At 37.6% G+C, this 14173-nt stretch carries 11 protein-coding genes; 6 read left to right on the top strand and 5 right to left on the bottom strand.

Going from position 1 to position 14173, the window contains the following annotated elements:
- Window positions 1–40 precede the first annotated feature (40 nt).
- From B2C77_RS04345 to B2C77_RS04330, 5 genes are all read right to left on the bottom strand, one after another.
- Window positions 41–1561, bottom strand: a complete 1521-nt coding sequence (locus B2C77_RS04345) for an AbgT family transporter (RefSeq protein WP_077702560.1) — start codon at window positions 1559–1561, stop codon at window positions 41–43.
- A 476-nt stretch (window positions 1562–2037) separates the two neighbouring features.
- Window positions 2038–3543, bottom strand: a complete 1506-nt coding sequence (locus B2C77_RS04340) for an amidase family protein (protein ID WP_077702559.1) — start codon at window positions 3541–3543, stop codon at window positions 2038–2040.
- Between the two features lie 62 nt (window positions 3544–3605).
- Window positions 3606–3773 (bottom strand): hypothetical protein, encoded by a 168-nt coding sequence (locus B2C77_RS21560; RefSeq protein WP_164085455.1) that lies wholly within the window; start codon window positions 3771–3773, stop codon window positions 3606–3608.
- A complete protein-coding gene (locus B2C77_RS04335; RefSeq protein WP_077702558.1) occupies window positions 3773–4900 on the bottom strand; it encodes a GerAB/ArcD/ProY family transporter in 1128 nt (375 codons plus the stop codon). The genes B2C77_RS21560 and B2C77_RS04335 overlap by 1 nt, the downstream gene beginning before the upstream one ends.
- Window positions 4901–4903: 3 nt before the next feature.
- A complete protein-coding gene (locus B2C77_RS04330) occupies window positions 4904–6445 on the bottom strand; it encodes a spore germination protein (protein WP_077702557.1) in 1542 nt (513 codons plus the stop codon).
- Window positions 6446–6669: 224 nt separating this feature from the next.
- Between B2C77_RS04330 and B2C77_RS04325 the strand changes: the two genes are divergently transcribed.
- The 6 genes from B2C77_RS04325 to B2C77_RS04295 all read left to right on the top strand — a co-directional run bounded on the left by B2C77_RS04325 (window position 6670) and on the right by B2C77_RS04295 (window position 14168).
- Window positions 6670–7674, top strand: a complete 1005-nt coding sequence (locus B2C77_RS04325) for a DUF3231 family protein (RefSeq protein ID WP_073011756.1) — start codon at window positions 6670–6672, stop codon at window positions 7672–7674.
- A 9-nt stretch (window positions 7675–7683) separates the two neighbouring features.
- On the top strand, window positions 7684–8166 hold the full coding sequence (locus B2C77_RS04320) for a hypothetical protein (protein ID WP_077702556.1): 483 nt from the start codon (window positions 7684–7686) through the stop codon (window positions 8164–8166).
- Between the two features lie 312 nt (window positions 8167–8478).
- Window positions 8479–9507: an ABC transporter ATP-binding protein gene (locus B2C77_RS04315; protein ID WP_077702555.1), complete on the top strand. Its 1029-nt coding sequence runs from the start codon at window positions 8479–8481 to the stop codon at window positions 9505–9507.
- A complete protein-coding gene (locus tag B2C77_RS04310) occupies window positions 9467–10486 on the top strand; it encodes an ABC transporter ATP-binding protein (protein ID WP_077702554.1) in 1020 nt (339 codons plus the stop codon). Before B2C77_RS04315 ends, B2C77_RS04310 begins: the two co-directional genes overlap by 41 nt.
- A gap of 406 nt (window positions 10487–10892) precedes the next feature.
- Window positions 10893–12671 (top strand): peptide-binding protein, encoded by a 1779-nt coding sequence (locus B2C77_RS04305; RefSeq protein WP_335726819.1) that lies wholly within the window; start codon window positions 10893–10895, stop codon window positions 12669–12671.
- 528 nt (window positions 12672–13199) lie between these two features.
- Window positions 13200–14168, top strand: a complete 969-nt coding sequence (locus B2C77_RS04295; RefSeq protein WP_077702552.1) for an ABC transporter permease — start codon at window positions 13200–13202, stop codon at window positions 14166–14168.
- Window positions 14169–14173: the final 5 nt, after the last annotated feature.

The raw sequence follows: 14173 nt of genomic DNA, 5'->3' as shown, positions 1-14173 counted from the left end.
TTCTTTTCATGGCATATTGTCACATCAGTGATCATCTTTATTAATAAGAAATTGGCGCACCAGGGCCTAGTTCAACTCCGATTAACATCCAAATAACAAGCATAATTGTCCATCCAATAAGAAAGAAAATAGAATAAGGAATCATGGTTGAAACAAGTGTACCTATCCCCATTTTCTTATCATATTTTTGTGCAAAAGCGATAATGATCGCAAAATAGGTCATAAGTGGTGAAATAATATTTGTTGATGAATCTGCAATACGATAAGCCATCTGCGTTAATTCTGGTGAATAACCTAATTGCATCATGATTGGCACAAAAATCGGCGCCATCATCGCCCATTTTGCGGAGGCACTTCCAATAAAGATATTGATAAACCCTGCTAATATAATAAACACGATTACTAAAGGGATACCTGTTAAATCAATACTTTGCAAGAAGTCCGCACCATAAACTCCTAACACTAATCCCATATTAGACTCGTTAAAATAAGCAACAAATTGACCAGCAGTAAATGCTAGCACAATGAACATCCCCATGGAAGCCATTGTGTCGGAAAGTTGATAAGCGACATCCTTGTCATTTTTCACTGCCTTCGTTACAATACCGTAAACAAGACCCGGAATAAAGAATAAAATCGCAATAATTGGTACAAGGGAATCCATAAATGGCGACTCAATAATTGGTCGCTCTCCTGTTCCACGCATTGGAGCTCCTTCTGGAACAACGAGTAGCACTGCTAAAATAAGAGACACCACTATAGAAACCGTCGCCCATATAAGACCTTTCTTTTCTAGGCTTGTTAGCTTTTCAACTGTTTCTTCGTATTCTCCTTTGTATGTACCTAACCTCGGTTCAACAATTCGTTCTGTTACCCATGCGCCAATAAGTGTTAATACAAATACAGATGCACCAATAAACCACCAGTTCATGGCTATACTCATGCCTTCAGCATAAGCAGGGTCAACGATGGCAGCTGCTGCAATGGTAAGCTCACCTAACAATGCATCTGTCCCTGATAACACTAAGTTCGCACTAAAGCCCCCAGAGACACCTGCAAAAGCAGCAGCTAACCCAGCTAATGGATGGCGACCAACAGCAGCAAACAATAATGCTCCAAGCGGTGGCAATACGACGTAACCAGCATCAGAAGCGACACTTGACATGATCCCTGCAAATACTAAACCTAATGTAATAAATCGATTGGGAACCGCTAACACGAACCCACGCAAGATAGCGCTAATTAATCCTGCTCTTTCGGCAATTCCAATTCCAAGCATCGTCAATAGGACTACGCCAAGTGGGGCAAAGCCAATAAAGTTATCCGTCATACTTGAAAATATATAGTTGATTCCTTCGCCATTTAATAAATTTTTTATCTCAACCATTTCTCCTTCTTCACCTGGGTGCTCAACACTAATACCCAGCGGAGACAAGGCTGCTGACAAAAGCAAAACCATTAAAGCCAATATTGCGAATAATGTGACAGGATGAGGTAATTTATTACCTACCACTTCCACCCCATCCAACGAGCGTTGGAATAGTCCTCTTTTCTTCCCCATACTTTTCCCCTTTCCAAATATCAGCAAAAATTTTCTTGTCGCCAAGTCTTACGGCGAAAGCCTTTATTTTTCTTATCCTATGAACCAAAAAAATCTTTATTTCCTACTTATTGCTAGTGAACAAAACAAACGTCTACATGTGATATAATATTTAGAAAAATGTAATTACAATGCAAACGCATACTACTTATTATATATGTGATTGTTACGCTTGAAAATAGGAAAACAATAAAAACTACTAATGTTATTTTTAACAAGATTAAAAAAATTAATTTGAAATCAAAGTAAATTAGAAAAGCATGCCTTTTCTAAATCTATGACATTAATCTCTCCAAACTTCGAAAAAGTACATGATCTCATACAAGTTTAACCATCTAAGAGCCTAGCTCCCTCTTAAAAAGTAACACAAAATCTAAATTACCCGGTCTTTTTAAGAGGAATAAACTCACGTTAAATTTGTATCATGCACACGCCTATTACATAGGATTGTAATATGGGTTTCCTTTCATCCCTTGCCATGGGTCAGTTTCTTCCAATTGATAAGCTAATTGTAATAACCTATGTTCTTCTCCCTTATTAGCCGTAACTTGTAAGCCTAAAGGCATATTTTCACTTGTTACATGAAGTGGTAGAGACATAGCAGGCTGTCCGGTTAAATTAGCCAATTGAGTAAATGGCGTATAGGTTAGACTCGGTAAAAACATATCATAAATAATCTCTTGTTTCTCATTTGCTTTGGCATTCTCCATTTTTGTTATCCACCGTTTTTTCTCTATATTATCCCACGATAATTCTCCGACTTTAGGTGCTGTGAAAGCAGTAGCAGGGGTAATATAGAAATCATAGCTTTTATGAAAATCAGCCATTGCAGCTGCTGCCACATCCCATGAAGCAATACTGGAGGAAAACGCAGCTGCTGATACAGACTGCCCAGCACAATGCAACAGCCATGTTTCCAATTCCACATCATCACTAGTAATCTTTCTTCCAATCATTTTCTCTAACTGCATACCGACAGTAGCGATTTCTCCACTATTCATTAAATAATAGTTTCGCATAAGTTCCTTTCCATCAATAGGAGGGTCATTTTCCTCGATTTGGTAGCCTAGCCGCTCCAACCATTGAACAGTTTTCATGACCGCTTCTTTGGCTTCATTGGATACAGGCGTACCGACAGGCGATGTAACAGAATAAGCGATGCGAAGCTCTTCTTTTGGCGGTTGCTTCATCGTTTCCAAGTAGCTTTCCAAATATAGCGGTGCTTGAAAGGCAGCTTCAGGCTGACTTGTCTGTAATACATCCAGCATTGCCGCACTATCTCGCACACTTCTTGATAAGACAAAATCAATCGCAGCACCATGCCACTGGCGACCTGCTCCCGGACCTACTGGTGTTCTCCCTCTCGTCGGCTTTAAACCGAACAGCCCTGTAAAAGAAGCAGGTATGCGAATCGACCCCCCGCCATCGCTAGCTCCTGCCAACGGAACAATGCCAGCTGCAACCGCGGCTGCCGAACCCCCACTTGATCCGCCTGGTGAATATGCCACATTCCAAGGGTTTCGAGTTGGACCATCTGTTTCAGGTTCCGTAATATTTTTCAAGCCAAACTCTGGTGTATTCGTATGACCAATAAATTGAAAACCAGCATCACGAAAAGCACGCACAAAATGAGAATCTTGTTTTGCTACGGGAGCATACTGTTTCAATAACTTGGAACCCGAAGTCGTCCGCTCCCCTTTTAATTGTTGTCCCGTATTCTTTAGCAAAACAGGCACACCACGAAACGGCCTATTATACGTAATATCTTTCCATTCTTGAAGCGCTTTTTCTTTACGTTCCGAAATAACCGCATGTAAAGTTGGATTCACTTGCGCAAGCTGTTCTAACGAAGCTTGCAAGAGTTCTTCTTCAGTCGTCTCACCTTTTTTTACTAAATCAGCTAAATCCACTGCATCATAGTTTCTAAATTCGCTCGTTTTCACTACTGCACCTCAATACCCATTTTCCATTAGTCTAACATTAATAAATAGTTATTACCAAATTGCTACTCTTCTTCTAGCCGCGTTTCATCTGCACTATCTTTTTTCCAAGATGGATCACCGTAGTGGTGTAATCTCTTATTTATTTTATACAGCAAAAACGGAATGATGAACGCAATCCCTGTATAGAAAATTTGTCTCCAATCAGGTAAATATTCTGTCCAATAATTCATTATTTAGAGTTCCTCCTTTTAGAAGCTTCGGAGCTGGTCTTTTTTTTCACAGATGCAATGATAAACAACACGACTGCTGTTAGTGTAGTAATTACTAACCCATATATATTTACAAAATCACCGAATTTTTGGACATCCATCACATCTTCAGGGGTCATTGCCACAAAAAACAACATCGGCGTTAAAACTAATATATAGTGCATTTTCTTTAGATTAAAAACAGACTTCAAAGCATATAAAGATGAATCAAAAGCCATTGTGACCGTATTAAAAACAGCCATCATCCAAATCACAAAGAAAATAGAATCGAACCTCTCAAAGAACCCTCCGGGTATTTCAATTTCTTTCGCAATTTCAATAATTGGATAATTGACATTGGCTGTTCCGGCATAGCCGAACACACCTATACACATAAAATAAATAAATATATAAAATATAGGAACCATTGTCATACCATAAGCTACCTTTTTAGGTGCTTTATCTGGTTTACGTACTAGCGGCGTGTAAAAAAATAAAATAAATAATCCGGATAAGGAAAATATGCTATTCTTCATAGCACCTGCGTATCCTTGGATATCCGTTTGGAATACTGGTAGAAAATTGGTGGCATCATACCAATTAGTAGAAAATATACCGACAAAAACAATGATGAAAATAATGATCGGAAAAAACATCATATTTAATCGAAACAAACCTGCTCTTGACCCAGAAACCGCGTAGCATACTACAAGAAGAAAGCTAAGAGAAATCACTTCTAACGGTGTACGATCAAACAAATATTCTTTAGCGATATCAGCAATAATCCGTAAAACAAAACCTGTAATAAAAACGCCTTGCAAAGCAAGTAAAATAGTTAGTATAGTAGCTATTGGCTTTGATACTAAAAGGGACGCAAAACTTATAAAAGGCTGGTTCGGATACATCGAAGCAACTTTTACAATTAACCAAGTTATGGCAACAAACAAAATCCCGGCCCCAAGAATCGGAATCCATCCGTCAGACCCTATTGTGTTCTCTGCGATTAAACTTGGTAAACTGAGAACGCCTACGCCAATTGTAACGGATGGAATGGCAATCATTAATTCATTATCACTGATTTTCTCATCTGCATATTCAAACTGGCGCATCTTTTATCCCTCCGTGTTATTTGCAGAAATTTTATCTTTCGTTTGTAAATACTCCGGCCTTTTTCCTAACATTGGTGCTGGCATACGTAAAACCAAGTCCTTCCAATCGTTAAAAAACGTCGGCGCATAAGGAGTGGAATAAGGAACGCCAAAGCTCTTTAAATTGACAATGTGAATGTTGACCATAATATACGCAAGAATAACACCATACAAGCCTAAAAAAGCCGCTGCTACCATAAATCCGAATCGAACCATTCGAAAGGAAATAGCGACACTATACATGGGGATTGTAAATGATGCCACTGCCGTTAAAGCGACTACAATAACCATAATTGGACTTACAATACCTGCTGAAACAGCTGCTTCTCCAATAACCAATCCTCCAACAATACCAATGGTTTGCCCAATTGTTTTTGGTAATCGCGCACCGGCTTCTCTTAACAGTTCCATGGTAATTCCCATTAATACAGCTTCAACAAAAGCAGGAAATGGCACACCTTGCCTTGTTGCCGCAATCGAAAAAGCTAACTGGGATGGAATCATCCCTTGGTGATAGGAAACTAAAGCAATATACAAAGCCGGTAGGAACATGGTTATAAAAGCTGCTAAATAACGTAACACTCTTATCAATGAACTAATTAACCAACGCTCGTAATAATCTTCTGGTGATTTAAATGCTCCACCTATTTCTGTAGGTGCGATGAGTACAAAAGGGGTTCCATCAAGCAAGATAATAAATTTACCTTTTGTGAGGGCAGAAGCTGCTTTATCAGGTCGTTCACTATTAAATATTTGTGGAAAAGGAGACAAGAAACTATCTTCAATCCATTGCTCAATATATCCCGATTCCATCGCATCATCTGTGTCAATGGAGGATAACCTTTTTTTAACTTCCTTTAATAACTCTGGGTGAATAATCCCAGATATATAAGCTAATACAAGCTTTTTCTTTGACCTTCTTCCTATGTCATATTCTTTGAAATGTAGATTAGGGTCACGTATTTGTCTTCTGATTAACACCATATTGGTGTTTAAGTTTTCTACAAACCCTTCTCTTGGACCACGAATAAGTGCTTCTGACACAGGTTCCTGTATCGCACGACTTTCCCATTCTTTGGTCTCTAATAACAAAACACGCTCCACGCCGTCAAGCAAAAGTACAGAGCTTCCTGACAATAATCCAAGTGATAATTTATCCATGGTATCTACATTTTTTATGCCAGAAATACTAATTAATTGTTCATGAATAATAGCTAATAAATTCGATGTATTTAATTCTTCTGTTTGATTACTTTGCTCCAATCTCTCCAATTCCCTTAGAACATTTTCTTCAATTTGCTGTTTATTACTCAGTCCATCAATATAGATAATCGCACAGGCGTGCTTTGCCAAATAGAAGTTCCTTACGACTAAATCAACAGGGTTTCCAAGCATTTTCTGAATACTGTCGAGATTCTCCTTTAAAGAAGATGTCAAATATGTATTGAAATTATTAGCATCTGTTTGCGTGTTTTGATTGTTTCTTTTTATTACTCGTCTTCCCATGCCATCACATCCCTTTTATGAACTTCCTTTTTCTTATGCCCATCACATCCTCCTTTTATTCATCCGTATAAAATTCTAGGATCTGACAAAACTAAACGTCACATAGATAAAGTGAGCTATTCAATAACGGTTTTTTATGATTATGCTGATTGAATGAAATGAGAGATTATTTTTTCACGTGGTATACAACATAGTACAAATCGAACAGGAAGGGAGTTATATTATTGAATAATTTATACACGAACTATTTTACAGCTTCAGATATTTCAACGTTATGGGACACTTACGAAAGTGATACGATTATAAAATACGGCATGAAACATTTTCTTCAACATGTAGAGGACCCTGATATTCAAAACATATTACAAGAAACATTACAGTTAATTGAAAGAAATATTCATCATATGGAAGAGCTATTTAAAAAAGCAAATTTTCATATACCTAAAGGATTTACAGACGAAGATATCAATTTAAATGCACCTCGTCTATTCTCGGACACCCTTTATTTAGAGTATATTTTTAATATGACATTTTTTATGTTAGACACATACAGTTTAGCTCTTTCCGTCGCAGATCATAAAGATGTCAACGATTACTACGCTAAAAATTTAAAAGCTGCTATTTCTTTAAATAAACAAGCAAAAGAACTAGAGAAAGAAAAAGCAATATACATTCGTTCTCCAAGAATACCTCATTCAGAAACCATCACATTTGTAGAAGATAAAAATTACATGACTGGGTGGCTCGGTGAACGCAGACCTTTATTAGGTATAGAAGTAACTAACTTAGTCTTTCACTCTAAACGCAATGCTTTAGGCCATGCTATGATTACAGGGTTTAGTCAAGTAGCTCAATCCAATGAAGTGAAGAAATTCTTCCAAAAAGGAAGAGATATATCCGGTAAGCATTTAGAAGTGTTTACATCTATTCTTCATGAAGATTTCTTATCCGATGGAGCACTTTTAAGAACTTCAGAGGTAACGGATTCTACAACTGCTCCGTTTTCCGATCGACTCATGGTGACCTTCGTAGCGAACCTCATCGCTTCCAGTATTGGACAATATAGCGTCTCTATGTCTAGAAGCCCCAGACATGATTTAAGTGTGCAATATGCACGTTTAATGGCAGAAGTAGGAAAGTACGCCAACGAAGGTATGAAGATCCTTATCCGTCATGGATGGCTCGAACAACCTCCCATGGCCGCTAATCGAAATGACTTAGTGGAATAGGTTGTCTATATGGATACAAACCTAAGCAAAAAAAGTAAAAAACTAGCAGCTATACTATGGAGTATTGCCTTGCCGGGATTTGGCCAATTATTAAATCAAAAGTATGTAAAGGGGCTATTACTAATTGGCTTAGAATTTATCATTAATGTTATGGGAAATTTTAATAAAGTCATTATTTATAGTTTTCAATTTAAGATTGAAGAAGCTATCGAAGGGACCAATTATTTATGGCTGATGTTTTATCCATGTTTATACTTTTTTGCCATCTGGGACGCCTACAAAGATGCTGGCGGAGGGGAAAGACCTTTTGCTTACCTACCACTAGTTTTTTCTGCATACTTTGTCACGATTGGGCTAATTTTTTCATCCAAACTTCATGTGTTTGGATATTTAATTGGCCCCATGTGGCTACCAATGCTATTCTTGCCTATCGGACTTAGTATAGGGGCTTTCATTCAATGGATTTTACTTAAAGTTTATACTAAAAAATAACGAACCCTCATTTTTTTAGAAAAACTTGGCTTGTCACCAAGTTTTCAGGAAGAAATGAGGGTTTAAAAATGCTAAGATACACACCTACTTTTTAAATAATTTATATAATTGAAAAAATAAATATTAAAACTACTACTATACGATACTTTATACTATTAGCCAGCATATGAAATCTTAAAAAGAAATAATTTTGATTTTTTCGCATATATAGAATATTAATTTTAAAATAGTATTGTAAATTTTCTAATAATCAGTGTATAATCAAATTAAGATGTTACTGGTTCAGATTGATTTTACATAGAGGTGAAGCGAATGACGGAAAATCCATTATTAGAAGTAAGCAATTTAAAAACGTATTTTTACTTAGAAAATAATTTTGTGGCTCGCGCAGTAGATGGTGTAGATTTCACAATAAATCAAGGTGAAACCTTGGCAATTGTTGGCGAATCAGGGAGTGGAAAAAGTATCACTTCCCTCTCGATTATGCAATTGATTAATAAGCCTGGAAAAATTGTAGATGGAACAATTTTCCTTGAAGGAGATAATTTATTAACAAAATCCAGTAAACAGATGACTAAAATACGTGGCAATGATATTGCAATGATTTTCCAAGAACCGATGACAGCACTAAATCCAGTCTATACCATTGGGAGTCAAATTGTTGAAACGATTCGAAAACATAAAAGCCTGTCCAAGCATGCTGCACGGGAAAGAGCTATTGAATTACTGAACCTAGTTGGATTTCCAAGAGCAAAAGAAGTTATGAACGAGTATCCACATCAATTATCGGGTGGAATGAGACAAAGAGCAATGATCGCTATGGCCATATCTTGTGATCCAAAGCTCCTCATAGCTGATGAACCTTCTACAGCCTTAGATGTAACCATTCAAGCGCAAATTTTAGATCTGCTCATGGAAATGAAAGAACGTTTAAATATGTCCATCCTTTTAGTCACGCATGACCTTGGCGTAGTAGCCGAATACGCAGATCGTGTACTAGTAATGTATGGTGGCCAAATCGTTGAGGAAACAACTGTCGAAGCTATTTTTGAAGAAACGAAACACCCTTATACCATTGGGCTATTAGAAAGTTTACCAAGTTTAGAAAAAGAAGTAAAACGGCTCGGTGCCATCAAAGGTTCTGTCCCTCCAGCCTATCTATTTCCTAAAGGATGTCGTTTTGCCGACCGCTGTCCGCATGTAATGGATCAATGCAGAGAATCAAATCCTGAACTATTATCCATAGCACCCACACATAAAGCACGCTGTTATCTTTATGAATTAGGAGGAGGCCATTCTCATGACAATCGAGCAAAAACAACTGCAGAACAAAAAATCTGAACAAGAGCAAAATAATGAAACCATTATGCAAGCAAGTCATATAAAAAAATACTTCCCCATCAAAGGTGGTATTTTCAAACATACAATTGGTCATGTAAAAGCTGTAGACGATGTTTCTTTATCCATAAAAAAAGGAGAAACACTTGGTCTTGTTGGAGAATCTGGTTCTGGTAAATCAACACTTGGGCGTGTGTTACTTCGTCTTTTAGAGCCTACAGAAGGTGAAGTCATATTTGAGGGCAAAGACATTTCCCATTTAAACAATCGGAAATTACGTGCATATCGAAAACATATGCAAATTGTTTTTCAGGATCCATTTGCTTCACTTAATTCTAAAATGAGTGTCGGAGAGCTAATTGAAGAGCCTTTACTCGTGCAAACTTCCGTTTCTAAATCAGAACGTAAGCAAATGAGTGTTGAATTGCTAGAGAAAGTCGGTCTACGAGCGAATGATCGTGCAAAATATCCGCATGAATTTTCTGGAGGACAGCGTCAACGAATTAGCATTGCACGGGCGCTTGCACTTAACCCAAAATTCATTATCTGTGATGAACCAGTGTCAGCACTCGATGTTTCCATTCAAGCTCAAGTGCTAAATTTAATGGCGGACTTACAGGAAGAATATCATCTTACCTACTTATTTATAGCGCATGACCTCAGCGTTGTTAAACATATTAGTGATCGTGTAGCTGTCATGTATTTAGGACGTATTGCAGAGCTTGCACCGAAAGAACAACTCTACCAAAACCCACTTCACCCATATACAAAAGCTTTACTATCATCTGTGCCATCGACAAATGTAAGAGAAAAGAGAGAGAAAATTAAACTTAGTGGTGATTTACCAAGTCCAGCGAATCCACCATCTGGTTGTGTTTTCCGTACACGCTGCCCTATGGCACACGACCGTTGCATAAGCGAAATACCAGCATTAAGCGAGATGGAGAAGGGGCATTTTGTTGCATGCCATTTGTACGAATAAAGAGAGGCTCGTTGGCACATCATCAATCATGAAAACTGAATTCCTAAGCCAAGGAGATGTTTTATACTTGTAACTGTAAAGTTATCAATGAATAAAAAGGCATTGGCAACAGAGATAAAAACACGCAGACTTTTCAAAAATGAAGAACACATTCTTATGGTACAACTACTCGCTATCTCTCACTCTAAAATAAAATGTTACATACATTTTTATTTTTCGGAATAATCCGTCCTTTATTCCGCTTCTAAACAAACCTTGAAGGGGGTGATAACATCACAGAAAAAGAAAATCATGGCTTATCGTCACATCTTTATGGAAAAAGTTGGAGTTTTTCTTATCTTCCTGTAGTGCAAAAAAAGTAAAAAATGCGTGTAAATCTGTTCAAATAATAAGGGGGAATTGAAGCGTGTTTAACAAAAAATGGATGTTACTTTTCGTACTTATGTTATTCTTTAGTTTTGTATTAGTAGCTTGTAATGGTGATGACACCTCCGAAGAGGAAGGAAATGAAAGCCAAGCAAAAGAAGATGATGAAGCAAGTGGCGAGCCTCAAAAAGGCGGCACCTTGACTGGGGCAATGGATACAGCTCCAGCAGGAGTCTTTAATCCAATCTTTTACGAGGAAGCCTATGAGGCAAATATTCTTGACTTTACACACGAATCGTTAGTCGGGCAAACAAAAGAATTAGAATTTGAAGCCGAATTAGCTAAAGAGTGGGAAATTAATGAAGACCAAACAGAAATCACTTTACAACTAGAGGAAGGCGTAAAATGGCATGATGGCGAAGAATTCACTGCGGATGATGTCGTTTTTACGTACAAAGCAATAGCTAGTCCTGGCTATGTAGAAGCTGGTGGGATTCGTACAGAATACGTTGTAAGATTACTTGGATATGAAGCGTTCAACAATGAAGAAACGGATGAGTTTGAAGGGGTAGTAGCTGAAGATGATTACACCGTAACTTTTAAATTCGCAGAGCCTAATGTAACGATTTTAAAAGACGTCTCTTTTTCCATTATTCCTGAGCATATTTTTGCAGATGTCCCAATAGCTGAAATACCTGAACACGCTGCAACTTTAAACGCTGGCGAGGTAATCGGTACTGGACCATTTAAATTTACAGAAATGCTAGAGCGTGAGCAATACGTGCTAGAAAAGAACGCAGATTACTGGAAATCCGAGCCATATTTAGACCAAATTGTGTGGCGTGTGGTTGACCAGTCTGTCATGTTGGGTCTGCTAGAAAGTGAAGAAATTGACTTTATTGCTGACCCTAATGGCGTACCAGCACCTGACTTCGAAACAGTTGACGCACTAGAACATATAGAAATTATTGAACAACCTGACTTCGGGTATCAATTAATGGGCTTTAAAGTTAATCACCGTACAGATGCCGATGTAGAAGCCGGTGCTATTGAGCCGGACAACTGGGTACCAAATGAAGATATGGGTGAACTAAAGGTTCGCCAAGCAATGGCACATGCTATTGACCGCAAGGCGCTTGTTGATAACTTACTGTATGGCCATGGTTCCGTAATTAATGCTCCAATAGCACAACAATTTTGGGCTTACGATGAAGAAGCAACAACAAAATTTGAATTTGATCCAGAAAAAGCAAAATCACTATTAGATGAAGCTGGCTATGAGGATACAAATGATGACGGCTTCAGAGAAACACCAGATGGAGAAGAATGGGTGGTCAACTTAAACTATCCAACTGGAAATAAGCTACGTGAAGACTCTGCACCAATTATTGAACAGTTCTTAGAAGATGTAGGAATAAACATCGACCTACGTCAGCCAAAAGAAATGACCGCTTATGTAGAAGAACTAACCAATGATAATTCTGATTGGGATCTTTTCCTTCTAGGTTGGAGTTTAGGAAGTGCTGATCCAGATCCTTCAGGGCTATGGGGAGCAGACGCTGCTTATAATTATCAGCGTTGGAACAATGAACAGTCAGAAACATTATTGGAAGAAGCTATGCAAGCTCCTGAAGCATTTGAACAAGATTACCGTGCTAAAAAATATAGTGAATGGCAAGCAGCCTTCTCGGAAGACTTACCAGCTATCTTACTCTATGCACAAAATAAAATTTATGCCTTTAACGAACGGTTAAATGGTGTAGATCCAATGCCATATTCCTTTAATAATGAACCAGAAAACTGGTGGTTAGCCGAGTAATTAGTAACTACCTAAGAAAACATAAAGAGGTTAGACAAATACTTGGCTTACCGTCGAATCTTTATGACGAAAGCTGTCGGTTTTCTTATATTACAAACCTTAAAACTGTCTACTTTCCGATATGTAACAAAAGATGTAAGGCGTAGATGAGCCCTCGAAATGCGTCACTTCGGAGGCTCATTGACGCCCACAAAAAACAGTGTACTTTTCCGTAACATAAATGATCGTCTCTTTCATTACTGTACAAGGTTTAAGGTTTGTTCCAGCCTCTTTTTTTAAAACAAGCCGTGCTTTATCATAAATGATGACGATGAAAAATAACTGACAAATTAAATTTGCGTAATTTAAATGCCCAATGCAAAAAAACATTTATATTTACTTGACTTTTAGAAGAGATAAAGCACAAACTACTACTTCAGAAAACGTAGCTTAATACCTTTCTATATGCAAAAGCTATCGTTTTTCTTCTGTACTTTTCTATAATGAAATAACAATTTCATTTTATTAACATGTAAAGAGGTGAGCACCATGTACAAATATATTATCCGTAGAATATTAATATTCATCCCAATGCTGTTTGCCCTTACAGTGATTGTATTTGGTATTTCACAGTTAGCTCCTGGAGATGCTTTGTCAGGGAAAATGCTTAATGATCCAAATGTAGACCCTGAAGTTTTTGAAGAACGCCGTCAAGCATTAGGTTTAAATGATCCTATTTATGTACAGTACTGGAACTGGATAAGTGATGCAGCACAAGGCGACTTTGGAAATTCCCTCTTCTTTAATGGTCGTTCTGTTGCTGAATTAATTGAAGCTCGATTTGCTAACACATTGTATTTAGGTCTTTTCTCTTTAGCTATTACGGTAATTGTTGCTATTCCTATTGGCATTTATTCTGCAAGAAAGCCATACTCATTACTGGACTATGGGGCTACTGGTTTTGGTTTTTTAGGATTAGCTATTCCTAATTTCTTTTTTGGATTAATAGCAATTTACGTCCTATCGATTAACTTAGGTTGGTTCCCTTCGCAAGGGACATTATCCACTCCTGGACTTACTGGATTTGAAGCATTTATGAATCGTATTCATCACATGGTTCTCCCTGGTATTACACTTGGATTAGCAGGCACTGCAACTTATATGCGATATATGCGTTCCGAAGTGCTAGACGTATTAGGAAGCGATTATATACGTACAGCAAAGGCAAAAGGTATGTCGGAAAGTAATGTCCTCTATAAACATACGCTACGAAACGCACTAATTCCTATTATCACCTTAATGGGATTTGAAATTGGCGTGTTATTAAGTGGTGCTGTAATCACGGAACAAGTTTTTCAATACCCTGGATTAGGCACTTTATTTTTAAGCTCTGTTATGAACCGCGATTTTCCAGTTGTAATGGCGATTGCTCTCATACTAGGTATTCTCATTTTAATTGGTAATTTAATAGCTGATATTCTTTACAGCATTATTGATCCAAGAATACGTTACGATTGAGGTGA

The sequence above is a fragment of the Virgibacillus dokdonensis genome (assembly GCF_900166595.1).
GTDB lineage: Bacteria > Bacillota > Bacilli > Bacillales > Amphibacillaceae > Virgibacillus > Virgibacillus dokdonensis.
This window is presented reverse-complemented; position numbering and strand designations above follow the sequence as displayed.

What these genes read in the sequence shown, in the direction of transcription:
- B2C77_RS04320 (WP_077702556.1), top strand. Translation starts at nt 7,684, where the DNA reads ATGGATACAAACCTAAGCAAAAAAAGTAAAAAACTAGCAGCTATACTA.
- B2C77_RS04330 (WP_077702557.1), bottom strand. Translation starts at nt 6,445, where the DNA reads ATGGGAAGACGAGTAATAAAAAGAAACAATCAAAACACGCAAACAGAT.
- B2C77_RS04315 (WP_077702555.1), top strand. Translation starts at nt 8,479, where the DNA reads ATGACGGAAAATCCATTATTAGAAGTAAGCAATTTAAAAACGTATTTT.
- B2C77_RS04295 (WP_077702552.1), top strand. Translation starts at nt 13,200, where the DNA reads ATGTACAAATATATTATCCGTAGAATATTAATATTCATCCCAATGCTG.
- B2C77_RS04335 (WP_077702558.1), bottom strand. Translation starts at nt 4,900, where the DNA reads ATGCGCCAGTTTGAATATGCAGATGAGAAAATCAGTGATAATGAATTA.
- B2C77_RS04310 (WP_077702554.1), top strand. Translation starts at nt 9,467, where the DNA reads ATGACAATCGAGCAAAAACAACTGCAGAACAAAAAATCTGAACAAGAG.
- B2C77_RS04345 (WP_077702560.1), bottom strand. Translation starts at nt 1,561, where the DNA reads ATGGGGAAGAAAAGAGGACTATTCCAACGCTCGTTGGATGGGGTGGAA.
- B2C77_RS21560 (WP_164085455.1), bottom strand. Translation starts at nt 3,773, where the DNA reads ATGAATTATTGGACAGAATATTTACCTGATTGGAGACAAATTTTCTAT.